The sequence below is a fragment of the Desulfovibrio sp. TomC genome (genome assembly GCF_000801335.2).
Lineage (GTDB): Bacteria > Desulfobacterota > Desulfovibrionia > Desulfovibrionales > Desulfovibrionaceae > Solidesulfovibrio.
Genome location: NZ_JSEH01000018.1, coordinates 91,907 through 115,129, shown reverse-complemented (window position 1 = coordinate 115,129; position 23,223 = coordinate 91,907). Strand labels below are relative to the sequence as shown.

Annotated in this window: 23 protein-coding genes; 5 read left to right on the top strand and 18 right to left on the bottom strand. The window is 65.1% G+C overall.

The genetic code is table 11. From position 1 onward, the window contains the following. A partial coding sequence (locus tag NY78_RS16525; RefSeq protein WP_043638260.1) for a L,D-transpeptidase occupies window positions 1-863 on the top strand: 863 nt, incomplete at its 5' end. 2 nt (window positions 864-865) lie between these two features. On the opposite strand, the gene NY78_RS16520 is transcribed toward NY78_RS16525, so the two are convergent. Further along, on the bottom strand, window positions 866-1,642 hold the full coding sequence (locus NY78_RS16520; protein WP_043638252.1) for an MBL fold metallo-hydrolase: 777 nt from the start codon (window positions 1,640-1,642) through the stop codon (window positions 866-868). A gap of 128 nt (window positions 1,643-1,770) precedes the next feature. Here NY78_RS16520 and NY78_RS16515 point away from each other — a divergent pair, with 128 nt between their 5' ends. Beyond that, complete coding sequence (locus NY78_RS16515) at window positions 1,771-2,862, top strand: acyltransferase family protein (RefSeq protein ID WP_043638247.1); 1,092 nt, start codon at window positions 1,771-1,773, stop codon at window positions 2,860-2,862. Between the two features lie 479 nt (window positions 2,863-3,341). Here the strand turns inward: NY78_RS16515 and NY78_RS16510 are convergent, their stop codons facing one another. From NY78_RS16510 to alr, 11 genes are all read right to left on the bottom strand, one after another. Further along, window positions 3,342-5,468: a hypothetical protein gene (locus tag NY78_RS16510; protein WP_043638237.1), complete on the bottom strand. Its 2,127-nt coding sequence runs from the start codon at window positions 5,466-5,468 to the stop codon at window positions 3,342-3,344. Continuing rightward, the gene (gene truA, locus NY78_RS16505; protein ID WP_043638235.1) at window positions 5,413-6,228 is read right to left on the bottom strand and encodes a tRNA pseudouridine(38-40) synthase TruA; all 816 of its coding nucleotides are present in this window, start codon (window positions 6,226-6,228) and stop codon (window positions 5,413-5,415) included. The genes NY78_RS16510 and truA overlap by 56 nt, the downstream gene beginning before the upstream one ends. A 1-nt stretch (window position 6,229) precedes the next feature. Then, window positions 6,230-6,901 (bottom strand): MotE family protein, encoded by a 672-nt coding sequence (locus NY78_RS16500; RefSeq protein WP_231584024.1) that lies wholly within the window; start codon window positions 6,899-6,901, stop codon window positions 6,230-6,232. 16 nt (window positions 6,902-6,917) lie between these two features. Then, window positions 6,918-7,361: a flagellar export protein FliJ gene (gene fliJ, locus NY78_RS16495; RefSeq protein WP_043638233.1), complete on the bottom strand. Its 444-nt coding sequence runs from the start codon at window positions 7,359-7,361 to the stop codon at window positions 6,918-6,920. A gap of 58 nt (window positions 7,362-7,419) precedes the next feature. After that, window positions 7,420-8,145 (bottom strand): adenosylcobinamide-GDP ribazoletransferase, encoded by a 726-nt coding sequence (locus NY78_RS16490; protein ID WP_043638230.1) that lies wholly within the window; start codon window positions 8,143-8,145, stop codon window positions 7,420-7,422. Further along, window positions 8,132-8,938, bottom strand: coding sequence for an SAM hydrolase/SAM-dependent halogenase family protein (locus NY78_RS16485; RefSeq protein WP_043638227.1), 807 nt, complete (start codon window positions 8,936-8,938; stop codon window positions 8,132-8,134). Before NY78_RS16485 ends, NY78_RS16490 begins: the two co-directional genes overlap by 14 nt. 71 nt (window positions 8,939-9,009) lie before the next feature. Further along, entirely contained in the window at window positions 9,010-10,155 is a 1,146-nt protein-coding gene (locus NY78_RS16480) for a divergent polysaccharide deacetylase family protein (RefSeq protein WP_231584025.1), read from the bottom strand. Between the two features lie 121 nt (window positions 10,156-10,276). Next, the gene (locus tag NY78_RS16475; protein ID WP_043638222.1) at window positions 10,277-11,566 is read right to left on the bottom strand and encodes a S41 family peptidase; all 1,290 of its coding nucleotides are present in this window, start codon (window positions 11,564-11,566) and stop codon (window positions 10,277-10,279) included. Window positions 11,567-11,647: 81 nt separating this feature from the next. Then, window positions 11,648-12,706 (bottom strand): murein hydrolase activator EnvC family protein, encoded by a 1,059-nt coding sequence (locus NY78_RS16470; protein ID WP_043638221.1) that lies wholly within the window; start codon window positions 12,704-12,706, stop codon window positions 11,648-11,650. Further along, window positions 12,670-13,320 carry an endonuclease III domain-containing protein gene (locus NY78_RS16465; protein ID WP_043638220.1) on the bottom strand — a complete coding sequence of 217 codons (651 nt, stop codon included), beginning with the start codon at window positions 13,318-13,320 and terminating at the stop codon, window positions 12,670-12,672. The genes NY78_RS16470 and NY78_RS16465 overlap by 37 nt, the downstream gene beginning before the upstream one ends. A gap of 104 nt (window positions 13,321-13,424) precedes the next feature. Next, on the bottom strand, window positions 13,425-14,549 hold the full coding sequence (gene alr, locus NY78_RS16460; RefSeq protein ID WP_043638219.1) for an alanine racemase: 1,125 nt from the start codon (window positions 14,547-14,549) through the stop codon (window positions 13,425-13,427). 110 nt (window positions 14,550-14,659) lie between these two features. Between alr and mutL the strand changes: the two genes are divergently transcribed. Further along, window positions 14,660-16,654: a DNA mismatch repair endonuclease MutL gene (gene mutL, locus NY78_RS16455; protein WP_043638216.1), complete on the top strand. Its 1,995-nt coding sequence runs from the start codon at window positions 14,660-14,662 to the stop codon at window positions 16,652-16,654. Window positions 16,655-16,818: 164 nt separating this feature from the next. On the opposite strand, the gene NY78_RS16450 is transcribed toward mutL, so the two are convergent. The 6 genes from NY78_RS16450 to NY78_RS16425 all read right to left on the bottom strand — a co-directional run bounded on the left by NY78_RS16450 (window position 16,819) and on the right by NY78_RS16425 (window position 21,828). Beyond that, a complete protein-coding gene (locus NY78_RS16450) occupies window positions 16,819-17,187 on the bottom strand; it encodes a hypothetical protein (protein ID WP_043638215.1) in 369 nt (122 codons plus the stop codon). Between the two features lie 37 nt (window positions 17,188-17,224). After that, window positions 17,225-17,968, bottom strand: a complete 744-nt coding sequence (locus NY78_RS16445) for a SagB/ThcOx family dehydrogenase (RefSeq protein ID WP_043638212.1) — start codon at window positions 17,966-17,968, stop codon at window positions 17,225-17,227. Between the two features lie 353 nt (window positions 17,969-18,321). Beyond that, window positions 18,322-19,161, bottom strand: a complete 840-nt coding sequence (locus NY78_RS16440) for a 2-oxoacid:ferredoxin oxidoreductase subunit beta (RefSeq protein ID WP_043638210.1) — start codon at window positions 19,159-19,161, stop codon at window positions 18,322-18,324. Beyond that, window positions 19,158-20,852, bottom strand: coding sequence for a 2-oxoacid:acceptor oxidoreductase subunit alpha (locus NY78_RS16435; protein ID WP_043638207.1), 1,695 nt, complete (start codon window positions 20,850-20,852; stop codon window positions 19,158-19,160). Before NY78_RS16435 ends, NY78_RS16440 begins: the two co-directional genes overlap by 4 nt. Before the next feature lie 85 nt (window positions 20,853-20,937). Continuing rightward, on the bottom strand, window positions 20,938-21,447 hold the full coding sequence (locus NY78_RS16430) for a ferritin (protein ID WP_043638204.1): 510 nt from the start codon (window positions 21,445-21,447) through the stop codon (window positions 20,938-20,940). Between the two features lie 3 nt (window positions 21,448-21,450). Then, window positions 21,451-21,828, bottom strand: coding sequence for a desulfoferrodoxin (locus NY78_RS16425; protein WP_043638201.1), 378 nt, complete (start codon window positions 21,826-21,828; stop codon window positions 21,451-21,453). Window positions 21,829-22,047: 219 nt separating this feature from the next. Between NY78_RS16425 and NY78_RS16420 the strand changes: the two genes are divergently transcribed. Together NY78_RS16420 and NY78_RS16415 are read left to right on the top strand one after the other, a co-directional pair. After that, on the top strand, window positions 22,048-22,521 hold the full coding sequence (locus tag NY78_RS16420) for a hypothetical protein (RefSeq protein WP_043638198.1): 474 nt from the start codon (window positions 22,048-22,050) through the stop codon (window positions 22,519-22,521). Between the two features lie 10 nt (window positions 22,522-22,531). Beyond that, window positions 22,532-23,194, top strand: coding sequence for a FlgO family outer membrane protein (locus tag NY78_RS16415; RefSeq protein ID WP_043638196.1), 663 nt, complete (start codon window positions 22,532-22,534; stop codon window positions 23,192-23,194). Window positions 23,195-23,223 lie beyond the last annotated feature (29 nt).

Genomic DNA, 23,223 nt, shown 5'->3' with positions numbered 1-23,223 from the left:
CCAAAACCAGCCAGGAACCCGCCGGGAATGCCGCACCGGCCGCTGCTCCGGGCTTTGCCGCATCCGAAACCGCCCGTGTCGCCGACCCTGCGCTGCGCCAGGAACTCTCCCAGGTCAGCCGGGAGTTTGCCGCCACGGTCACGGCCAAAACCATGGCCCGTTTCGGCAGCAAGGCCGGCAAACGCCGCCTTGACCTGCTGCACGCGCCGTCACAGTCCTACCGCGACGTCGTGCGCGCCGACGCCCTGGACCGCCTGAGAGCTGCCGGGGCTGACCTGTCCGTGAGCCAGTACTTTGTCTACGCCGACCGGAACCCCTCGACCCAGCTGATTCTCCTGGCCTTTTTCGACGCCGCCGGACAACATGTCGTCCTGCTCGGAGCCGACTTTATTTCCTCGGGCAAGCTGCGCCCCGGGGAAGACTCGTTTATTACCCCGGTCGGCGTCTTTGAACACCTGCCAGAGAACTGGGGCTATCGGGCCGAAGGGACCAAAAACAGCAAAGGCTGGCGCGGCCTTGGCGCACGCGGCAGCCGGGTCTGGGATTTCGGTTACCAGCAGGCCCCGCGCCAGTTTCGCCAAGGGGTCTACGACAGCCAGATGCGCCTTTTAATGCATGCAACCGACCCCGACCAGGGCGAACCCCGTCTGGGCGGACCGGACTCCAAGGGCTGCGTGCGGGTCTCGGCGGCGGCCAATGCCTTCCTCGACCAGCATTCCATCCTCGACCGGCATTATGAGTACATTGCCGCGACGGAGAAAGCCCGCGACATGTGGCTGTTGCGCCCGGATCGACGCCCGGTGTCGCTCCCCGGCAGTTATCTGGTGGTTGGCGACTCGGCCATGGGCAACGCCTCGCGCTGAGATCAGGCCTCAAACACCTCGCCCGGCTCCGGGAGCAAGGCCCGGATCGACGCCGCCGCCAACTGCCGGGCGATCTCCGCCCCTCGCTCCCGGCGAAGCTCCCGACGCACATGGACCACGGCCAGGGTGTTGGCCCAGGCCGCCTCGGCCATCTCCACCGCCTCAGCCACCGAGCCATGCCCGGCCATGCCCGGCAACATCCCATACCCTTCCTGGACCACCAGGGCGCAGCCCGAGGCCAGTTCCCGGCAGGCCGGCGTCGGCGCGCCGTCGCCGCCGTAATACAGAATCCCGAACTGCGTCTCCAAGCGCAGCCCCAGGCAGAGCGCACCATGCCCGGTCACAGCCGCCCGGGCCGAAAATCCGGCAATCACCAACGGCGCATCCGGTCGGGCCTCAAGACACACCACCTCGAAATCCAGCCTGTCCCGCAGATTCGGATAGGCTAGCTCGACAACCTGCCACACCCGGTTCGCCACGCCCTCGCCGCCATGGATGCAAAGCGGCTGCGCCCGCCCCTGCTCCTGCATCCGGGCCAGCAGATAGGGCAGACCGAAATAGTGGTCGCCATGAAAATGGGAAAGCCAGACCGCGTCCGGGCCGTCGCGGCGGTCGGCATCAGACAGGCTGGGACAACCGAAAAAGGCGGCCGCCGCCGTGAAGCCGCAGTCCAAAAGCACCGTTCGCCGCGACTCGCCGGTCATGCCGGCCACAAACAGACTCGTATTGGGCAAACACTCGTCAAATGCCTCGCCAACGCCCACAAACGTCACCCGCATGACCGATTTCCCTCCCGAACCTTGCAATATGTCCGGCTTTTCGCCACAACAAGAGCATTCCGGCGGCCAAAGGCGCATCTGATGCCGCCCGCGCCCAGCCCCACCCACAACCGACCAAAGGAATCCCCATGCAGCGCCGCGTCACCCAGATCGAGAGCATCCGGGTCCTGGCCATGTTCGGCATTTTTTTCTACCATCTCTGGACCGTGCTGCCCGACGGCGGCGCGCAAAACCCCTTTGGTCCCATTCTTGGCGACATCATGAGCCAGGGCTACCTCGGCGTGGTGGTCTTTAACGCCATCACCGGCTTCGTGCTCACCTTGCCCCACGCCAATCCCGGCGGCAAGCCGCCCCTGGCCTACTTTGACTTTTTCCGCCGCCGCTTCGGCCGCATCACCCCGCAATACTACCTCTCCCTGGCCCTGTGGAGCGTCGTGGCGCTGATCGCCGGGGCCATGCCCCTGGCCGCCCTGGGAGCCTGCGTGGCCGAAAAGCTCTTTTTCGTGCAAACCTTCGATCCGGCGCGCTTTTTCTGCCTCGAACCGGCCCTGTGGTGGATGGGACTCCTGGCCCAGTTCTACCTGACCTTCCCGCTGCTCCTGCGCCTTTTTACCAAGTACGGCCCGGCCCGGACCACCATTGGCTGCCTCGCCAGCGGCTGGGGCCTGTGGATCGTCCTGTCGCTTTTGGCCAAAGTCAGCACCACCGCCGCCCTGTTCGACTACATGCTCTACTTCAATCTGCCCTACCGGCTGCCCGAATTCGCCCTGGGCATGGCTTTTGCCCTGGTCTGGAAAGCCCGCGCCGCCGCACTCAGGGATGGCGACCCCGAAACCGGCATCCCGACCTCCTGGCTGGTCGGCTTCCTGGCCGCAACCTACCTCGCCCTGCCCCTGGCCATCGTCTTCAAGGCCCACCTGCCGGCCATCCTGGCCCATATTCTCCTCACCATCGTCTGCCTGGGACTGGCCGGTTCGCTCTTCTCCTGGCCGGCCATGGCCCGACTCGGGGCCAAACCCGTCGTCTCCCTGGCCGCTGCCACCTCGTACAGTTTCTACCTGCTCCACCAGCCCATCCTCGGCTACGGCGCAAACCTGCTCAAGAGCTTGCCCCCCTTTGCCGCCATGTGCCTGCTCGCCGTGGTCAGTCTGCCCGTCTCCTACACCCTGTCCCGCTGGCAGGACCGCATCGTGGCGAAATTCGAAGCGCGGGGGAAATAGGATTGGATGAGAAGAGGCCTCCGGCGGCCGGGGGCCTGAGGCCCCCGGACCCCCCAACGGGAAGAGGTTTTTTAAGGGGTTTTTGACGGGGAGTGTCAAACGGGTCAGTTGTGGTCAACCTGTCTGCCCGTTGGAATCCCCTCCTGGAGGGAGTTTGATTTGACCGAGTACGCTGCCAAATCGGCGGGCGGAAGTTCGGCAAGAGAAGAGGGGAAAAGAGGCGGGGCCGTACCATGCGGCGTTTGACCTTGACGAGAACCACCATTGCCCCGGCGACCGGGGGAGAGCCTCGCCCCGGGCAAGGCGAAGTGGAGTTGGAGTGGAAAAATGACCGACGGCAGGAAGCCGCTGATGGGACGCGCTGGGCAGCGATGCTGCCGCGTACTGCGCAGCAGGCCTAACGGCCTCGCCCCAACCCCCAACCGGCCCCCGGTTCCCGGGAGAACTCCCCGATTGTCTGCCCGACGCCGCTTTTCCCCCTACCCCAGCAGGTCGATCAGCCGATGCTTGCGCTCCAGGGCAAATTCACTGACGCGCGGGCTGATGCGGCCAAGATTCTCGGTTTCCGGCGTCAGAAAACTGGAGACTCCTGCCGTTTTAATGTCGCTGACAGCCGTTTTCCAGGCCGGGATAAGGCTGGTTGCCCCACCGACCAGAGTCCGGGTGGCGTCGCGCGGGTCGGTTGCCAGGTGTTGCCAGAAGCGGTCGTTTTGCACCCAGAGCTGGTCATTGCGCCTTGTCTTGGAAAATCCCAGGTCGGACAGACCGGACCAGTTGTCGGTAACGGGCCGCGACAGGGCGTCGGACAGCGATGTTGTAAAAAATCCATTATTTGCACTGAGATACTTGCGGACATCATTGTAGCTGGTCACCACGTCGCCCAGGCGCTGTTGCAGGCTGTCCAGGGCGCGGGTGACGGTCAGCGGCAAAACCGCGCCGGTATCGGCCGACGTTTCCAAGACCAGACGGCCGGAGTCCAGGGCGTAGGCATTATTCTCCGAGGCCAGGGACACGCCGTCTACCTGGATTTCCCCGTCCTGGCCCGGAAGCGTGGCATCAAGGCCCAGGCTGGCGAGCAGACCGGATGCGCCGTCGGTGAGGACGAGGCGCTCGCCCAGGCGGCGATTTACAAGCGTGAGCGTAGCGGCCCGGCCGGCCAGAGTCAGGCTTTTCCCCGGGACGGCCGCAGAGGGGAGTGTCTCGGTGATGACGCCGCCGGCCACCCGGCCGCTGGTCATGGGAATGGACCGGGCCACGGCCCCGAGGACATCGGCTGCGGTATCGTCCTTGCGCACGGCCACATTGACGGTGGTTCCCGTCAGCTTGGTAGTCAGGCCCAGGGCGGAAAGGATGCCGCCCTGGGTATCGGTGAGCGTCAGGGCCTGCCCTTCGGAACCGGCGGCGGTGGTCACGGTGAGTTGGCGCGCCCTGGTATTGGCCGTGGCCTCGGTGCTCGATGGCACGGACACCGCCCGGCTGACGGCGGTGACTCCGGGGATGGTGTAGCTCGGGGCACCGACGAGTTCCACGGCCGTCTTGGAGGCGTTCCAGGTGGACACCGCCTGGGCGTTAATTTGTCCGGCCACGGCATTTTGCACGTCGCCCCAGGTCCAGCCGGTTTTAACGGCCACGGACAGGTCGCGGACGGTTTCGCCCATGGCCACGCGAAAGCCGTACGTTCCAGCGGCGAGGGTGGTCGCGGCCTCCGGGTCGCGGGCCGTGGACACGTAGGAAGTCGGTTGAGCAGCGCTCCCCACGGCATAGGCGAAGGTATGCAAGCCGGTTGCCAGCGTGGCGGCCGCGCCGGGATCGTAGCCAGTGGTATGAAAAGAGGTCGGCTGGGCCTGCCGCGTTGCCCCCACCATGCGGGTGCGGGCCTCGGCCGGAGCATTGGGGACGGCGGCGGCGCGCATCCCCAGGGCGTGGAGCAGGTTGCCGGAGGTGTCGGCGACGCTGACGGCCTGGGCCGTGCGGGCCGGGTTGACCGACAGGGTCAGGGCCGAGCCGACGCCGGGCAGGGCGTCATCCAGGGCAAAGGGGGACTGCTGCAGGGCCACGTTGGCCTGGACGCTTAACGCCTTGGAGCCGTTGACAGCCTCGGCCACCTTGCCAAGCACCGTGCCCCAGGTGTCGCTTTTCCCCACCGAAACGGCAAAGGTCTCGTGCTGGCTGCTTTGCCCGCCCGGCCCTTGCTGGGTGACGCGGAAGGCATAGTCCCCCGCGGCGATGCCCGAGGCGGCAATGGAGGTTTTGGCGCTGGAGAGGAGCTTGTTGGGATTTATGGCCTGGCCGGAGGCGATGGTGCGGGCCGAAACCGCGTTTTCCAGGCTGCTGTCACGCACCACGAGGCGGGAGTTTTGCCAGGGCGCATCCACTGTCGGCCAGTTGAAACGGGACAGGGCGCGCTCGAAGCGCGACAGGCGAAGCGACAGACCGGCGGTGAGACCCTCCCCGGCATTTTCGCTGCTCGTCCAGGCGTCGCGGGCCAGATGGGTCGAGGCCCCGGGCACGCTTGGCACGGACGCAGCCGAAGATGCCTCGGCAACGGACTCACCCTTGGCCAGCCTCAGGCTGGTGAAATAGATGTCGCTTATGCCCCCGGCCATCCGATGCGTACTCCACCGCATGCAGGCAAAGCCCGCAAGCCGGAGCGGTCCCCGGCGCAAGGCTTCTTTGCCCTTTCGTCAGAACCGATCGGATATCTTCAGGGGAAACTTTACCGCGCCCCACGGCCACCAGCGCGCCCATGAGGTTTCTCACCATCTGCTTCAAAAAACCCTCGGCCCGAAACTGCCAAACCATCTCGTGCGCGCAGGCCTCCGGCAGCCGGGTCACGCCATGGACATGGCGTACCGTGGTGTTGACGATCGTGCCGATATTTTGAAAGGCCGCGAAATCGTGGCTGCCGGCAAAAAGCGCGGCGCACGCGTCCATGGCCGCCACATCAAACGGCCCAAAACGTCCCATGTCCCAGACGTAGGGCCGCCGCCAGGGCAGGACGTAACCGGCCCCGGTCCACAGGGTGTAGCGGTACTCCTTGCCCACGGCATCAAACCGGGAATGGAAATCCGGGGCAACCTCGCAGGCGTCAAGGACCGCCATGTCCTTGGGGAGCAAGGCGTTAAGCCCCTTTTGCCAGTGGAAGCCGAGGCGCGATTTGGGCACGTCGGCATGGGCCACCTGGCCCAAGGCATGCACCCCGGAGTCGGTGCGCCCGGCCCCGTGCACCCGCACAGGCGCGGCGCACAGGCGCGAAAGCGCCTCCTCCAGGCAGCCTTGGACCGTGCGGCCAAAACCGGGAGCCTGCACTTGCCAGCCGGCAAAGGCCGTGCCGTCATAGGCCAGGGTCAGACGCAGCCGGGGCATATTACATGGCGCCCGGGCCGGCCCCGTCCTGGGGCGGCAGCTGGATCTTGGTCAACATTTCGGTCAGTCCGGCCGCTTTCTTGGCTTCCATGTTGTTGAGCACGTCGCCGGCCTGACGACCGCGCATCCCTGCCAGAATTTTGACTGCGATGCCGTTGTCCAGGGTTTCAAGAACCTTGGCCGCCTGCTTGGCGTTCATGTTGGAATAGACGTCGATCAGGTGCTTGAGCTTCTGGTCTTTGACGCCCTTGGCCTCTTCGAGCATGCCCTTGATGCTCGTCTCCATCTCCTTGAGCTTGGCCACCCGGGAGTTGAGTTCGGCCTCAAGGCTTTTGAGCGCCTGTTCGCGCTGATCCAGCTCATCCTGGCGTTTGAGCAGGGCATTGGAATCGGGTGCGCCGGAGGTATTGGCCGGAGGCGTGGCACTTGGCGGCACGGTGGCCGGCGGCAGGGGATTGCCCGGCTTCTGCTGGGCCAACACCGGCGTCGGGCCGGCAAAGGGAGCCGGCAGGATGGAACGCTGGGCCACCTGGACCGGCGGATCGGGCAAGAGCAGATCCAGCCCCATAAAGACCAGGATGCCAAGCTTGATGGCCGCCAGCATGACGAAAATACCGAGCACCTTGGTGGCCCGGGGGGCAATGCGGCCGGAGACGCGCTCAAGCCACGACAACGCACCCTCGCCGATGTCAGAGAACCGGCGGCTGATAGCGGATGGACGCCATGTCGTCGTTTTCGTTTTGCTCGGCGAGACGTTCTTCCTGGGCATGGCGTTCGGCCTTATTGGATTTGAGTTTATCAAGGAGTTTCTTATCTTTGGCCCGAGTCACCAGGGTACGACGACAGCGTTCCCGGACCTCGTCCAGTTCGGCCAGCTGCACATGGGCTTGTCTGATGTCGTCCACCAGCCGGGTGCGGTAGGCCTGCCACAACCAAAGCTCCTCGGGAGTCACCACGGCTTTCTGGGACATGGAGGATTCCCGGGCGTTCTTCTCGTTTTCCAGGCGGTGGATCTGCTGCTTTTTCTCGGTGCAGGCAGCCATGGCCTTGCCAAACTCCATCTTGGCCCGCTCCTCCAATTGGGTGCGGACGTCCAGGACGCGCTCAAGATTGAATCGAAAAGGCTTGGCCATATGTCCCCTGCCGGTTTTCCGTCGGTCGCAGCCATACCAGCAAGACCCGGGCCACTTGTTACAGCAGTCCCCCGGCCAACACAGCCAGTTCGCCGCCGACAATGGCCGCGCCCAGAAAATCGCCGTTGACCCCGCCGTTTTGCCGGGCCAGCCGGGCCAGCCGCCAGACGACCAGGGCGCAAAGCCCCGTCCCCGTCACGGCCGCCCGCATTCCGCCCGCCGCCAGCAGGCAGGCCAGACCAAGACCGACCGCAAAGGCCGTGTTCCCCCAGGTCGCCCCCGGCAGACACAGCGACCCAAGGCCCGGCCGGGGAATATCAAAGCAGGCCCGCATGAGCGCCACTGCCGCCGACCGCCCAACCACGGGTGCGGCCGCCAACAGCCACACCGGCCCCCCCGAGAGCAGCTCAGCGCCAAAACAGGCCTGCCCGGCCACAGCCACCACCAAGGCCATGCCGCCAAATGCGCCGATACGGCTGTCCTTCATGATGGCAAAAAATCGGTCGCCCCGGGCCATACTGCCCCAGGCGTCGGCCACGTCGGCAAAGCCGTCGAGATGCAGCCCCCGGGTGAGGGCCAGATTGGCCACGGCGTAGGCAAACGAGCCGGCAAGCGGATGGCCGCCAAACAGGCCAAGCACCAGCGGCAGCGTCAGGACAAGGCCAAGGGTTGCCCCCACTGCCGGGAAAAGCGGCACACAGCCTGCCATGTCCGGATCAACCGCAACCGGTCCCAGGCGCGTCAAGAAACCCAGCGCCGCCAGATAATTCCTAATGATTTTCATGTAATCCCGCCGGCAACAACAATTCCAACCCCTCGCCCCGCGACAGACCCAAGACCGCCGCTGCCGATCCGCCGTTCACGGCCAACTCCAGATAGCCCTGGCTGCCGACCAACAGCCCGACCTCCCCAGGACCGATGTCCGCATAGGTCACGGCCCGGACAAGCCGCCGCGAAACCGGCACAACCAACTCCGTCCGCCCCCAGCCTCCGCCAACAGTCCCGTCGTCGCAACTCGTGACCACATTGCCAAACCCGTCCACGGACAACACCCGGGCCGAGACAAGATTCCCTTGCCGCTCGGCCGACAACCCCGGCAATACTGTTAACTCGCCAAGGGACAGGACATAGCCGAGCGCCGCAACCGTCTCGCCCATAGCCAGCCGAGCCGCCAGCGGCGCAAAGACGTCCCGGCCGTGAAACGTTGCGCTGGCCGGCGTCACCCGGGGCGTCACGTCATAGGCCCGCACCCCCTGCCCCCGGGCCAAGGCCAAGGTCAAAAGGCCATTGTCCGGAGCCACCACCAGCCGCGAGTCCATCTCTGCCACGACTGCCCGCCGCGACGTGCCCACCCCGGGGTCCACCACCGCCGCCACCACCGCCCCGGGCGGCAACCACGGCAGCGTCGCCGCCAGGAAAAACGACGCCTGCGCCACATCCCCCATGCCCACCCCATGGCTGATGTCCACCACAGGCACCCCGGGCGCGGCCGACAACAGAACCGATTTCATCTGGCCGACATACGGGTCGGCCAGGCCGAAGTCCGTTAGCAAGGCAATGAGCGGCGCGGTCTGCATGGCGGGGTTGGCTCCGGCTTGGGTGTGGGAGGACGACGGTTGGGGGAACGTCCAAACTTGGACAGGCAAGCTTAGAATTCAGGGCCAAGTTCGGTCAGCGTGACCACGGCAACACTGCTGTCGCGTTCCCTGGCCCAAACTTTCAGGGCTTCCAGGGTTTCGCCGTAGGGATGGCCTATGGCAATGGCCCGGCCGTTTTTGATGGCGTTTCGTTCGGCGGTTTTGAGCTGCCCCAGGATGGTCCGGACGTTGCGGACGTTGTCGAGGAACACGGCGCGGCGATAAAACGGCACGCCGGCCCTGCGGGCGGCCTCCGGAGCGGCGCTGACGGCAGAGGTGACGGAATCCAGAAAAAAAAGGCCCTTTTCCTTGAGCACATCCATGACGGCGGCCATGCCTTCGGGATAGCTGGTAAAGGTGGAGCCCATGTGGTTGTTGATGCCTTTGACGTGCGGCGCTTGGGCGAGATTGTCGCGCAGGATGGTTTTGATGTGTTCGGCGTCCATATCCGTGAAAAGCGCCCCGGGACCGGGGTTGACGCGCGGATAGCTGCCGGGCTGCATGGGCTGGTGCAGGATGATTTCCACACCCTGGGCCACGGCCATGGCTTCCACGGAGCGGGTTCTGGGCCGGTTGGGCAGGATGGCCAGGGTGACGGGAAACGGCAATTCCGTCAGGTTTTTGGCCATAACCGGGTGATCGCCAATATCGTCGATGATCACGACCATGCGGGGAGCCTTGCCGGCGTCACGGGCCAGGGGATGCGCCTGCGGGTCGGGCGGAGCAGGATCGGACGCGGCAAACTGGGCCGGTGGTTCGACCCGACCGCGCACTTCATGGCTGGAGCTCTCGTTTTCGGGCTGACCGGCCTGGGCCGGGAGATGTTCTTCGTAGTGGACAGCCGCCTGTGTTGCCGGCTGGGCCGCAGCCTGCGCCTGGGCTTTCGCCTGGGCCTGGGCCAGAGCCTCGGCGAGAATCTGTTCCGGGGTCTGCGCCTGGGCCTGTGACTGGGGCTGTGCCTGCGACTGGGGATGGGGCTGCGGCTGGAGATGGGGCTGCGGCTTAGCCACTTCGCGTTTCTTTTTCTCGGCCGCCTGTTTGGGCGCCGTTGCCTTGACCGCCGGAGCAACGATGCGTTCCCAGGGCGGCGACGGAAAAGGCCCGAAGAGCATGGACGCAAGCACGACGAGAGTGGCAGCCAGGGCCAGACCGGCCACGGCTGTCAAAACAGGTTTGCCGGAGAGAACAATATGTTTGTTCCCTCCGGCTCGTGAGCCCTTGGGAGCCTTGCCCGGTCCCTTGGCGGGTTTGGCGGCTCCCTTCTTGGCTGGGCGCTTCTTAGGGGACGTAGGTTTTGATGGGGAAATACTTCACCAATTCCAGAGCGAGTTTGAGCTGATTGTCCCGGGCAAGCTGATCGAGCATCTTCTGCTTGGGATCATCGGTTGCCTCGGACGCCTTCTTTTTCTTGTTTTCCAGGTGCCGGGTCAGGTCGCGCTCACGGAACTGGTGGTTGGCCGAGAGCTTGTCTCGATCAGACTCGGTATCCTGGATGGGGACCATGAAGTCGGGTTCGATGCCTTCGGCCTGGATGGAGCGGCCGCTTGGCGTGTAGTAGAGAGCCGTGGTCAGCTTGATGCCGGAGCCGTCGGAAAGCGGGATAACAGTCTGCACCGACCCCTTGCCAAAGGTCTTCTCGCCGACGAGCAGAGCGCGCTTGTGGTCCTTGAGCGCACCGGCCACGATCTCCGAAGCCGAAGCGGAACCGGAATTAATGAGCACCACTAGGGGCGACGCAACGTCAGCGCCGTCGCCCTTGGCCGAAAAAATCTTTTCCTGTTCCTGATTCTTGCCCTTGATGGAAACGATCTGGCCGCTGGGCAGGAACACGTCGGACACGTTGACGGCCTGTTCGAGCAGACCGCCGGGGTTGTTGCGCAGATCAAGGATGGTGCCTTTGAGCTGCTTGCCGCCCTTCTGATAATCGGCCAGGGCCTGTTTCAGCTCGGCGGTGGTATTCTCGTTGAAGCGATTGAGGCGAATGTAGAGGTAGCCCGGTTCGACTTCATTGGCTTTGACGCTGATAATCGGGATGGTGTCGCGCACCACCTTGACCTTGAAGGGCTTTTGCTGATCCTTGTGCAACAAGGTCAGGGACACGGCCTTGCCCTTGGGGCCGCGAATCTTCTGCACGGCGTCGACCAGGGTCATGTCCTGGGTGGACTCGCCTTCGATCTCCAAAATGACGTCGCCGGACTTGATGCCGGCCTTGTCGGCCGGCGTGTCGTCAATGGGGGAAATAACGGTCAGGCGGCCGTTTTCCATGCTGATCTCGATGCCGATGCCGCCAAATTCGCCAGAGGTGCTGACCTGCATCTCCTTGAATTCGTCTTTGGACAAAAAGCTCGAATGGGGATCGAGTTGTTGGAGCATCCCGACAATGGCCCCATCGATCAGTTCATTGCGGGTCACGGGCTTGACGTAATGATTTTCCACCAGATCCATGACCTGGCTGAAGCGCTTGAGCGGTGCAAACCGGTCTTCCTCAGGTTTCGCAGCGGCAAAGGCAGCGGAGCCAAGGGCCAGGCAGACGGCCAGGGAACACGACACTTTGGTCAAAAAACGCATACCATCTCCTCCACGAAACTGACGGACCTCGAAACGGCCGGAGCTGTGGGTAAATCCCACGCCGCCGGCCAGAAGCAAGCCCTAGCGCCTGACGGCAAGCCACTCCGCCGGATTAAGGGCTTTTTCCCGAAAACGCAATTCGAAATAGACGCCGGAAGCCCGCATCTGGTTGCAATAGCCGCTGCTCCCGAGGGAAGCCCCGCCGGACACGGCTTCGCCGACGGACACCGCGCTGCTGTCGAGGCAGGCGTAGACCGTATGGCAGCGATCGTCATGGGTCAGGATGACCACTCGGCCAAGACCGCGCAATGTGCCGGTAAAAACCACCCGGCCGGCCGCGGCGGCAACCACGGGCGAACCCTGTGGAGCTGCAAGAACCATACCCTGGCGGTAAGCCTGGTTGGCGGCGGCAAAGGGGACGAGCACCTTGCCGGGCGTTGGCCAGGACAAGCCGCCGGACGGCGGGGCAAAAACAGCCGGCCCGGCATCGCCCCCGGCCCCCGGGGCCTGCGGATCGCCTGGAGGGATCGTCGATTCCAGGGCCTGTCCGAGCAGGATCGCGCCATTGTCCACCCGATACCCTGGGGCGTTTTCCAGCTCGCGCACCCGGGTGGCCACGGCATCGGAAAAGGCCCGATCCGATTCCTTCTGGCCGGCCAGCAGGCGCAGGGCCGCATCGTCCCGGGCCAGACGCCCCTGCCGGGCCTTGGCCGCAGCCGCGTCGAAGGCCTGCCGGGCTGTGAGCGCTGCTTCATAGAGCGACCGGGTCCAGACGTAGCGGCGATCGGATGCGGCCCAGTCGCTGCCGGCAGGCCCGCCGGCGGCCAGACTCTCGGCCCGAAGGGGCCACAGGGCGGCCAGCAAAGAGGCCAGACGCCTGCCCTCGCCGTCGCGGGCCGCCTCCAAGGCCGCCAACTGCCGGGACAAGCGCCGGGTCTCGGCCTCGCTGGCCGCCACCCTGGCCCGGGCCTCGCCCAGGCGCGCCCGGGCCTCGGCCGGGTCGGGCGCAACCGGCTTGCGGGCCAGGGCCGGACCTGCGGTCAGAGTCAGGGTCAGGCCCAGGGCTCCAAGAAGCGCCAGACAAAAGCAGACGGCCCGGCGGGTCACGGCAAAAACCGGCCCAGGGGACAGGCGTCGCATTTGGGCGCGCGCGGGCGGCACCAGCCATTGCCCACCCGCACGAGCAGGGCATGGAATTCATTGTAGAGCCCGACGTCGACCGGCAGCGCGTCCATAAACAGTTCGCGCAATTCATCATAGGAGGCGTCTTCAGGGACAAGCGCGTGCCGGGAGCAAATACGCGCGGTGTAGGCATCCACCACAAAGCTCGGCAGACCCAGGCCATAGAGCAGGATACTGTCGGCGGTCTCCGGCCCCACCCCCTTGACGGCCAGCAGCCGCTCCCGGGCCGTCTCCAGCCCGGCGTCGGCCAGGGTGAGGATGTCGCCGCCCAGATCTTCGACAATGAGCGCCAGGAGATTTTTAAGTCGACCGGCCTTGAGCCGGAAATAGCCGGCCGGACGCAGCAATTCGGCCAGCTCGCCGTCCGGCAGTTCGTAGAGGGCCACAGGATCGAGCCGGCCGGACAAACGGATGTTGTCCATGGCCCGGGCAGCCCCCTGCCAGTTGGTATTCTGGGTGAGGATCGCGCCCACGGCCATCTCAAAGGGCGTCTTGGCCGGCCACCAGCCGCTGGGTCCCAGGGCGTCGAGCATGGCGCTGTACATATTGAGAAACAGGGTGTGGCGCTTCATGATCGGAAACGATGCATCCTTGGTTGCGGGACTGCTGCAACTCCCTAGCAAATTGTCTACCAGTGGCGCAACCATGCCTGCAACCAAGCCGCCCGGCAAAGGCCTCAGACGTACTGGCGAGGGTTGAGCCCGAGCAGGCAAAAGACCTCGTAGGGAATGGTCCCCCACCACAGGGCCAGTTCGTCGGCGGTAATCGCCCCCGGGCCGTCGCCGCCCAGCAGATGGATCTGGTCGCCGGGCGTGACGACGTCAAGGCCGGTGACGTCCACGGCGGTCAGCTGCATGCACACCCGGCCAAGGATGGGGACGCGCCGGCCGGCCAGACACATAAAACCCTTGTTGGAAAGGCCCCGGCTGTAGGCGTCGGCGTAGCCGGCAGCCACGATGGCAACCCGCATGTCGCGCTCGGCCACGTAGGTGCGACCGTAGCTGACGGACGCCCCGCGCGGCAGGTCGTGGACCGACACAATGCGGGTCGTGGTCTCCATGGCCGGCAACAGGCCCAGGCCCAGGCCCGCACGACTGGTGCCGGCAAAGGGATTGACGCCGTAGAGGGCAATACCCGCCCGGCGGGCATCAAAGCCGATGCTGCCGGCGTGGGCCAGGATGCCGGCGGAATTGCACAGCGAGGCCCGAAACGACAGCCCGCCGTGGCGCAGGGTCTGGCAGATGCGGGCAAAACGCGCCCCCTGCTCGGCCACGAAGTCAAAAGCGGCCGGATCATCCGCCGTGGCCAGATGGGAACTGACCATGGCCACTTCCAGGCAGGGCGTCTTGCCGAGCACCTCCGCGAGCCTTCCTGCGTCGGCCTCGGTAAAGCCCAGGCGAGCCATGCCGGTGTCGAATTTGAGCGCCACCCGGGCCGTGCGCGACAGGGCCGTGCAGGCGGCGGCCAGCCGATCGAGTTGGGCAAAGTCGTGGATAAAGGGGACGATGCCCTTTTCAATAGCCAGGGTGTCGTCTTCCGGGAGGACCGGCCCGAGCAGGGAGATGATCTCGGCGGTAAGGCCCGCCTCGCGCAGGGCCGCGCCCTCGGCCACCGAACCGATGGCAAAGGCCTGACACCCGGCGGCGGCCAGGGCCGCAGCAGTCTCCGCCAGCCCATGGCCGTAGGCGTCGGCCTTGACCACGGCAATGATCTGGCCGCCGTTTCGGCACAGCAATTCATAGTTCCGAACGATATTGGAGACCCGGACCAGGGTGCGCAGGTAGTTGTGTTCGATGGGCATAAAACGCTCCTTTACGGTGACGACCCGCCCGTACCTACGCCCATCGGCAGCGGTTTTCCAGCCGAATCAGCCGGCTGGCAGGGCGGGTTGAAAAGGCGTATAAACGGACCATGTCAAACGCCACGACCCATCGCACCATCCGCATCCTGCCGCCGGAACTGCAAAACCAGATCGCCGCCGGCGAGGTGGTGGAACGCCCGGCCAGCGTGCTCAAAGAGCTTATGGAAAACAGCCTTGATGCCGGAGCTTCCCGCATCGAGGCCAGCATCGAGGGCGGTGGCCGCACCGCCCTCATCGTCAGCGACGACGGCGGCGGCATGACGCCCGAAGAGCTGCCCCTGGCGCTCACGCGCCACGCCACAAGCAAGATCACCTCCATGGCCGAGCTGGAAACCATCGCCAGTTTCGGGTTTCGCGGCGAGGCCCTGCCAAGCATCGCCTCGGTGTCGCGCTTCCGCATTGCCTCGCGCCATGAGGCCTTTGAGGAAGGCGCGTTTGTGGCCGTGGAAAACGGCCGTATCCTGGAGCGCGGTCCGGCCGCGTTGGCCAAGGGGACACGCATCGAGGTGCGCGACCTGTTTGCCGCCGTGCCGGCCCGGCTCAAATTCCTCAAATCCGAGGCGGTCGAGACCAAACGGGCCACCGAACTTTTTGCCCGGGCGGCGCTCACCCGCCTGGACGTGGCCTTCAAGCTCACGGTCGGCGGCCGCACGGTCCTGCGTTTTCCGGCCGGCCAGACCCTGACCGCCCGGCTCGCCGGCCTGTGGCCGCCGGCCATCACCGAGGATCTTTTCGACGTGGCCTACGCTGCCGACGGCGTGAGCGTGACCGGGGTACTCGGCAAGCCGCTCAAGGCCCAAGGCAAGGCCGACCGCATGTATTTCTACGTCAACGGCCGCCCCGTCCTTGACCGGGTGCTCCTGGCTGCCGTGCGCGAGGCCTACAAAGGCCGGCTGCTGGCCCGGGAATACCCACAGGTGGTCATTTTCCTGACGATTGACCCGCAGGACCTCGACGTCAACGTCCACCCGGCCAAGACCGAGGTGCGCTTTCGGGACGAACAGACCATTTTTCTGCACTTGCGCCGGGCTGTTGGCGCGGCGTTGGACAAAGCGCTGGTCCTTCGCACCGTGCCGGCCCCCCAGCCGTGGGTCAAAGCCGACGGCGAAGCGCCGAAATTCGCCAGCCGCCGAGATTTTCTCGACGAGCTGGTGCGCGTCGACGCGCCGTCGCCCCATGAAACCACGCCGTCGGCCGCGTCCCTGCCCGACGGGTCAGGCTTTGGGCGCACCTCGTTTGCCGAAACCCTGCCGCCCCTGCCAGGGACCCCAGGAGCCGGCCGACCGGCTTCCGGGGTGGCGGAAGCCCCGGCCGCCCTGACCCGGCCCGGCCAGTTCGGACAGGCCGGGCAGCCCGGCTCGACCGGACAAGCGCGCCATTATGATCCACCGGCCGTGGCCCGCCGGGCAGCGGCCGCCCGGGACGCTGGCGACGCCGGCTATGCCGCTGAAGAAACGGCGTTGCGCGCCCGCACCCCTGAAGAACTGGAATCGGCCCTGCCCCCGGGGCTGCGCTATCTGGGCCAGTTCGACGACACCTATCTCATTGTGGATTTCGGCCGGGAGCTCGTGCTGGTGGACCAGCACGCCGCCCATGAGCGCGTCATCTACGCCGCCATGGAGGCCAGCGGCAGCCGGGGCCACAGCCGGCCGCTCGGGATGCCGGTGGAAATATCGCTCCATGCTTCGGAGCAGGCCCGGCTCCAGACGCTTTTTACCGAGCTTCGGGCCATGGGCTTTGTGGTGGAAACGCCGCGTCCGGGCATGGCCGCCATCACCGGCGCGCCGCCGGGGCTCACTGTTGGACAAGCCCGGGAATACCTTGGCGCGGCCCTGACCGGGCAGTCCAAGTCATTGCAGGATCTGTGGGTGCTCATGAGCTGCAAGACGGCCATCAAGGCCGGCACGCGGCTGACCGACGACGAGGCCGTCGCTCTGCTGGCCCAATGGGCCAAGGCTCCGGAACGCGACTACTGCCCCCATGGCCGGCCGGTGACGGTGCGTTTTGGCCGGCGCGAAATGGAAAAGATGTTCAAGCGCAAGTAACAGCCGGGAGCGGCTATGCCCCTCCCCGGCCCCAAAATCCGATTTCTTGGCAGAGGCTGGTGTCGTCTCCGCGAGATCCATGCCCGCAGAATGCAAGGCAACCACCCGGAAGACAACACTGTTTCTGGAAAAATGCCCGTACGTTGTCTTGTGAGGCACGCGGCCTAGAAAATCAGGATGCTGTAGCCCTCTTCGCTGTAGCGGGCCATGCCCGGATGACCATGCATATCGTCCAGAAGGACCATCCCCTCGGCCACGCAGGCTTCCTGGCTGCCAAGGACATGGGAGCAGGCCCGGCACACCCCGGCAAACAGCCCGAGCGCCTTGGTCTTTTCAAACAAGGCGTGCATGGGGTTGTCCGCCTTGGCCAATTGGGCCACAAGCTTCGTTGCCTCCCCTTCCAGCACCACTTTGGCTTCGTAGCCCTTCTCCCGGTAGTCAATGGCGTTTAGGAGCACGTGGACAAAGCACGACACGTCGCCCCGAAAGGCGAACAGCACGACTTTTTTCCCTGTTTTTTCTGCTTGTTCCATGGATTCTCCCTCCTTTGCCGGCCCTGTCGGCCGGTTTTTAGACCTTGCCCACCGGAGCCAGATAGATGGTGAATTCGCTCTCTCCATCCAGACCCAGAAGCGTATCGCAGGCTTCCTGGTCATAAGCGGCGATGGCGCAGGTCCCTGCCCCGATGGCCTCACAGGCCAGATAGAGGTTCTGGCAGACATGACCGGCGTCCAGGGCCATGACCTTGTAGGAGGCCTCGGCGTAACGCCATTCCATGCGCTCGGGCACGGCCGTCCAAAAAAACGTGACCGCGCCCCGGGACACAAAGCCCTGGTTGAAGGCGGCCAGGGCCACCTCCTCATCCAGATGTTCGATGCGGGCGGTTTCGACCAGGGCGTGCTCCACCGGCAGGTAGCGGTACAGGGCCGGCTCAAGCCCCCGCACCCTGTAGATGGCCAGATAAGTCTCAAAGGCGTGGCGGCAGCCGGCGGAGGGCACGGTGCGCAGTCCGCCGGCCAGCCCCGGAGCCTGGCGCAGCCCCTGGGTGGCCCACAGGAGAAAAGACAGTTCGTCCAGGGTCAAAAGCTCCCGGTGAAAACTGCGATGGGATTTGCGCCGGGCAATGGCCTCGGCCACCGACACGTCGCCAATGCCGGCCCACTCGCCGGGCCGGGGCAGGGCCAGCAAGGCCGCATCGGCCGGATACGGCTTTTGCAAGGGCGGGGGCGGCAGTCCCTGGTTCTGGGCGGTCTGAGAAAAGTCCACCATCTTGCGGATGCTGTCTTTCAAGAAAAACTTTAAGTCTCCGTCCATGCCCTGTACTCCCGGTCCGTTTCGCCCTCTTGCCCAGCGGCGATAGCGCCTGCGCCTCCCGGTCTGGTCTGACGCCCTGTCCGCCCGCCGCCTTGCAAGGCGCACCGTTCGATCAGACTTCCCCAGTCGGAACTCCAAAGAGCGCTGCCCGTTGGCTGCCGGAGCAGCCGTGGTTCCTGTCACGTCCCAACTGCGGCTGACTCCGTCGATCACCGACTCAATTGCCAGTCAGCCCCAGGAATCCCTTGAAACGAGTTTCCCATCAAGGGGGTCCGGGGGGGATTATCCCCCCCGGCCGCCGGAGGCATCTTTTCCTTCGTCCCCGGCCGCAGAGGCACTCTTCCCTCTTTTAACTACGCATAACTTTCCAAAATATCCCTTAAAACTGCCATATTCGGCTCGGCTGTGGCCAGGGGGGCCTTGGGTGTGGGGCCAAAGGGCGGCCGGTCGCTTTTCCAGAGGATGCCTATGGGGATTTTTTCACCCCACTCCAGGGCCTTTTCCAGGGCGGCGCGGCGGTCGGCGGGGTCATGGTCATTGCCGAGGCGGTAGCAGCGTTCCTTGTACCAGGCATACGTATTGACCTTGTTAAAGGAGACGCAGGGCTGGAGCACATCGATGAGCGCAAATCCGGGGTGGCTGACAGCGGCCGCGATCAATCCGGCCAGATGTTCGATATCGCCGGCAAAGCCCCGGGCCACGAAGCCCGCGCCCATGGTCACGGCCACGGCCAGGGGGTTAAACGGCTGGGAGGGCGCGCCGTGGGGCTGGGTCTTGGTTTTCTGGCCCAGGGGCGTAGTCGGGCTGGCTTGGCCTTTGGTCAGACCGTAGATCAGGTTGTCGTGGACGATGTAGGTCAAGTCGATATTGCGGCGGATGGCGGCCAGGAAGTGGTTGCCGCCTTCGCCGTAAGAGCAGCCGTCGCCGGATTCGGCAAAGACGGTCAAATCGGGATTGGCGAGCTTGATGCCGGTGGCGGCCGGCAGGGACCGGCCGTGCAGACCATTGAAGACATTGACCCGGATATAATGCGGGGCCTTGGCCGCCTGACCGATGCCGCTGGAAAAGACCACCTTGTGCGGCGGCAGTTTGAGTTCGGTCAGGGCCGCAACCACGGCCTTTCGGATGGAGAAATTGCCGCAGCCGGGACACCAGGCCGTTTCGAACTCGCCATACGGCGTTGCCGCGCTCATCGGGCCACCTCCAAAAGCTTGTCGACAATGAAACCCGCCGTAAACGGCAGCCCGTCGTAGCGGGCCACATGGGCGTCAAAGACATGGCCTGTTTCCCGACGGATGAGCTTGGCCAGCTGGCCGCCGAAATTGCCTTCCACCATGACCGTGCGCCGGGCCGCAGCTAAAAGCGGCACAAACGTGTCCGGCACGAGGGGATAGACCTGGCTGAAATGGAGCACGCTGGCCGGCTCGCCCCGCTCCCGCAGCATTTGCGCCGCTTCCAGGGCTGCCCCCAGGGTCGAGCCCCAACAGGTAAGCAGCATGGTCCCGGCCGCCTCGCCGTACAAGTCAGGCGGCAGGGCGGCCTGCATCATGCCGCCGAGTTTTCGCATCCGCTTGTCCTGCATGACCACGCGCACGCCCAGGTCTTCGGTCAGATGGCCGTCCGGGGTGTGTTCGTCGCTGTCGAGGACCACCGTCGTGGCGGCAAATCCCGGCACAAGGCGCGGCGAAACACCGGACGGGGTCACGGCGTACCGCTCGTAGCCGCCGACGTCAGCCACGGCAGTAAGCGGCCGGGGCACAGGCGGCAACTCGGCCAAAGCAAAGGGCTCGGTATCGCGAAACGAATCGGCCAGAAACTGATCGGTCAAAATGAAAACCGGCGACTGGAACTGCTCAGCCGTGGAGACCGCCCGGTGAGCCAGTTGAAAGCACTGGGACAGGTCGCCCGGGGCGAAGATGGCCCGGGGAAATTCGCCGTGTCCGGCGTAGAGGACCAGATCGAGGTCGGCCTGCTCGGTGCGGGTGGGCAGTCCTGTGGCCGGGCCGGGGCGCTGGGCCACGACAATGACCACCGGGGTTTCGAGCATCCCGGACAGGGACACGCCCTCGACCATGAGGGCGAACCCGCCGCCGGAGGTGGACACCAGGGCGCGTCCCCCGGCGTAGGCCGCGCCGAGGGCCATGATGACGGCGGCAATCTCGTCTTCGGCCTGTTCCACCACCACGCCCAGGGCGTCGGCATGGTCGATGACCGTCTGCACCACGGAGGTGCCGGGCGTCATGGGATAAAACGAACAGAAATTGATGCCGGCAGCCAGTGCGCCCAGGGCAATGGCTTCGTTGCCGTGAAGCAGAAGGCGTTTGCCCTGGTGCGTCGGCGGAGCCAGACAGGCAAAAGCGGCCTGCTGGCTGGCGGTCCAGTCCATGGCCGCAGCAAAAACCGCCAGATTGGCGGCCACGACGTCCTCGCCCTTCCTGGCGAATTTTTCCCGGACAAGGCCGGTGATCCAGGCCGGATCGAGACACAACAGTGCGCCGAGCACGCCCAGGGCGGCCATGTTCTCGTAAAGCGGCTTGGGACAAAGATCCTTGTAGGGGATGGCCAGTCCGGGCAAGCCGTCCAGGCCGGCGGCGGCATCGGCCAGGACCAGAGCCCGGGGCGTCAGGCGGTCTTTGTGGATAGCCAGGGTGTCGGCGGACAGGGCCACCAGCAGATCAATGGAATCGGTCGGGGCTAACACGCCCTTGGCATCCACGCGGATGGCGAAGGTGTTATGCCCGCCCCGGATACGCGACTGGTAGTCCTGGGTGACGACGAGGGCGTAACCGGCCCGTGCCAACGCCCGGGCCAGAAACTCGCCCACCGTGACCAGCCCCTGGCCGGCCTCGCCCCCAATGACAATGTTGACGGATGACGCAGCCATGAAAAACTCCCTTGGACGAAAGGAGGGCCGCCCACGACGGGCGCGGGCGGCCTGAAGCGTTGGTGCGCCGGGCATGGCGCAGGGGCTAGGCGTTGACCGGCGGCGTGAAGACCCGGGTGGCCAAGTCTTTGTCGAGCATGAAGGCGCCGCCCGAGGTCTGGTCCACGAGCTTGAGCTTGGAAATCACATCGGCCACGTTGGCTTCTTCTTCCACCTGCTCGTCGATAAACCACTTGAGGAAGGAAGCCGTGCCGTGGTCGCGTTCCTCCAAGGCCAGATCCATGAGCTTATAGATGCGCGCCGTCACCCCTTCTTCGTGTGCCAGGGCGTCCTCAAAGACGGCCAGAGGCGAGGCCCAGTCATGGGGTGGAGCTTCTATGGCCTGCAGGATGACCCGGCCGCCGCGTTCCACGATGTAGTTATAGAACTTCTGGGCGTGAAACTTCTCTTCCTGGTCCTGTACATGCATCCAGTTGGCAAAGCCCATCAGCCCCTTGTCCTCAAAATAGGTGGCCATGGATACGTACAGGTACGCGGAATAGAGTTCCCAATGGACCTGATCGTTGATGGCCTTTTCCATGGTCTTGGACAGCATACGTTAATCCTTCTTCCACAGACCGTGAAGATTGCAGTACTCACGCGCACTGACCGTGGCCGCCTCGATGCAGAACCTGGCCTCGGGAGCCTGCCCGGGTTTGAGGAACTGGCGATACGCCTTGCCGTCGGCGACAAGCTCAATCCACTCGATATAATGCTTTTCTTCCATGGGGTGGGCCACGGCCCCGACCTTGACCAGATAGCCGCCGTCGATTTTCTCGATCACCGGGACATGCTTTTCCTTGGCCGCGTCCACGGTGTTCTCGGTCATAAGCTTCATGGGCGCGCCGCAGCACACCAGTTCGCCGCCGCCGGCATGGAGGACTTCAACGATATTGCCGCACAGTTCGCACTTGTAGATTTCCAGTTGCTCAGCCATGTCTTATACTCCTTTATAGGTCCCCGATGGATCTGACCGCTGACGGCCGGGTCGGGGAGACCCAAGCCGGCGGGGACAAGCAACACCTTGTATTTCCATAAAACACTTCTTGGGCTGTTAGGCAACCCCCGGACGCAAATGGAGAGGAAAGGACCGTAAAGATTTCGCCGGATCGACCGATGATCCTGGCACGGGGAGAGTCCCGGGGAGGAAATCGCCATGTCCGCTATCCGCCTGTTTCCGGCCGTCCTGGCCGTCTGTTTTCTGACTGCGGCAGCCGATCCCGGGCTGCCCGGCGAGGCCATGGCCGGCACTTCCGCTCCCATTCCGACCACACTGACCATCCGTGACGTGAGCGAGCCGCCGACCCCGTCCACGCCGGCCAAGCCCTTTGTTCCCCGGCCGGCCAAACGCAAATCGCGCCGGGCCAAGCCGCACAGACGGCAGCCTGCGCCGCCCAAGGCCCAGGCCCCGGCTCCCACGAGCCGCAATCCGGCCGCTCCCAGGCTTGAGCAGCGCTACGAGGCGCCGACCGAATCCATCTATCCCCTGGACCCGGAACCGGCCAAGGCCCCGGCCCAGACACAGGGCCAGACTCCGGGCAAGACGCCGGAACCCAAGCCCGCGCCGGCGACCTTCCCGCCCGAACCGGCCCCGAAACCGGCGCCGACTCCGGCCCCGGCCGCCAAATAAGGAGACCATCATGAAGACCAGTCGCTTAATGGGCCTTATGCCCCTTCTCCTGGCGGCAGTTTTCTCGCCGCTGCTCATGGGAGCCTTGTGCGGTTCGGGCAAAACCCCGCCGCCGATACAGTATCCCGACGTGGCCATGGCCATGGCCGCCGATCTCGACCGCCAGCTTGGGCCGCGCCTGGGCATGGGCAGCCCGGACAACAGTCGGGGCCTTTACTGGCTGGTCATCACCACCCCGGCCGATCTCAACAATCTGGAACGGGCCTCGCCGCTTTCGCGGCTCATGGGCCAGGAACTCTATGCCGCCTTTGTCGGCATGGGCTACAATGTCCAGGAAATCCGCAAGGCCAGCGACATCATCTTCAATCGCAGCCAGGGCGAGTTCGTGCTCACCCGGGACACCAAGGCCCTGGCCACCAAGCGGGCCACGGCCACCCTGGTCCTGGCCGGCACCTACGCCGTGACCCCGGCCGGGGTACGCTTTTCCCTTGAGGTCATCGACGCCCGCAACAACAACATCATCGCCGCCGCAAGCCGAACCCTGCCCATGGACGCCACCGTCGGGGCCATGGCCGGGGTGAGTCCCACGGCCTTTGTCGCGCCGACGGTCTCCACCACCGACCCGGCCACGTTTGAACGGGAAATGACCCCGTATATGACCCGCCACTGGTAGCCACCCGGCCGGATGGGGCGACCCGTCCG

Coding starts and splice junctions, on each gene's coding strand:
- NY78_RS16520 (WP_043638252.1), bottom strand. CDS start 1,642: ATGCGGGTGACGTTTGTGGGCGTTGGCGAGGCATTTGACGAGTGTTTG.
- NY78_RS16515 (WP_043638247.1), top strand. CDS start 1,771: ATGCAGCGCCGCGTCACCCAGATCGAGAGCATCCGGGTCCTGGCCATG.
- NY78_RS16510 (WP_043638237.1), bottom strand. CDS start 5,468: ATGGCCGGGGGCATAAGCGACATCTATTTCACCAGCCTGAGGCTGGCC.
- truA (WP_043638235.1), bottom strand. CDS start 6,228: ATGCCCCGGCTGCGTCTGACCCTGGCCTATGACGGCACGGCCTTTGCC.
- fliJ (WP_043638233.1), bottom strand. CDS start 7,361: ATGGCCAAGCCTTTTCGATTCAATCTTGAGCGCGTCCTGGACGTCCGC.
- NY78_RS16490 (WP_043638230.1), bottom strand. CDS start 8,145: ATGAAAATCATTAGGAATTATCTGGCGGCGCTGGGTTTCTTGACGCGC.
- NY78_RS16485 (WP_043638227.1), bottom strand. CDS start 8,938: ATGCAGACCGCGCCGCTCATTGCCTTGCTAACGGACTTCGGCCTGGCC.
- NY78_RS16475 (WP_043638222.1), bottom strand. CDS start 11,566: ATGCGTTTTTTGACCAAAGTGTCGTGTTCCCTGGCCGTCTGCCTGGCC.
- NY78_RS16470 (WP_043638221.1), bottom strand. CDS start 12,706: ATGCGACGCCTGTCCCCTGGGCCGGTTTTTGCCGTGACCCGCCGGGCC.
- NY78_RS16465 (WP_043638220.1), bottom strand. CDS start 13,320: ATGAAGCGCCACACCCTGTTTCTCAATATGTACAGCGCCATGCTCGAC.
- alr (WP_043638219.1), bottom strand. CDS start 14,549: ATGCCCATCGAACACAACTACCTGCGCACCCTGGTCCGGGTCTCCAAT.
- mutL (WP_043638216.1), top strand. CDS start 14,660: ATGTCAAACGCCACGACCCATCGCACCATCCGCATCCTGCCGCCGGAA.
- NY78_RS16450 (WP_043638215.1), bottom strand. CDS start 17,187: ATGGAACAAGCAGAAAAAACAGGGAAAAAAGTCGTGCTGTTCGCCTTT.
- NY78_RS16445 (WP_043638212.1), bottom strand. CDS start 17,968: ATGGACGGAGACTTAAAGTTTTTCTTGAAAGACAGCATCCGCAAGATG.
- NY78_RS16440 (WP_043638210.1), bottom strand. CDS start 19,161: ATGAGCGCGGCAACGCCGTATGGCGAGTTCGAAACGGCCTGGTGTCCC.
- NY78_RS16435 (WP_043638207.1), bottom strand. CDS start 20,852: ATGGCTGCGTCATCCGTCAACATTGTCATTGGGGGCGAGGCCGGCCAG.
- NY78_RS16430 (WP_043638204.1), bottom strand. CDS start 21,447: ATGCTGTCCAAGACCATGGAAAAGGCCATCAACGATCAGGTCCATTGG.
- NY78_RS16425 (WP_043638201.1), bottom strand. CDS start 21,828: ATGGCTGAGCAACTGGAAATCTACAAGTGCGAACTGTGCGGCAATATC.
- NY78_RS16420 (WP_043638198.1), top strand. CDS start 22,048: ATGTCCGCTATCCGCCTGTTTCCGGCCGTCCTGGCCGTCTGTTTTCTG.
- NY78_RS16415 (WP_043638196.1), top strand. CDS start 22,532: ATGAAGACCAGTCGCTTAATGGGCCTTATGCCCCTTCTCCTGGCGGCA.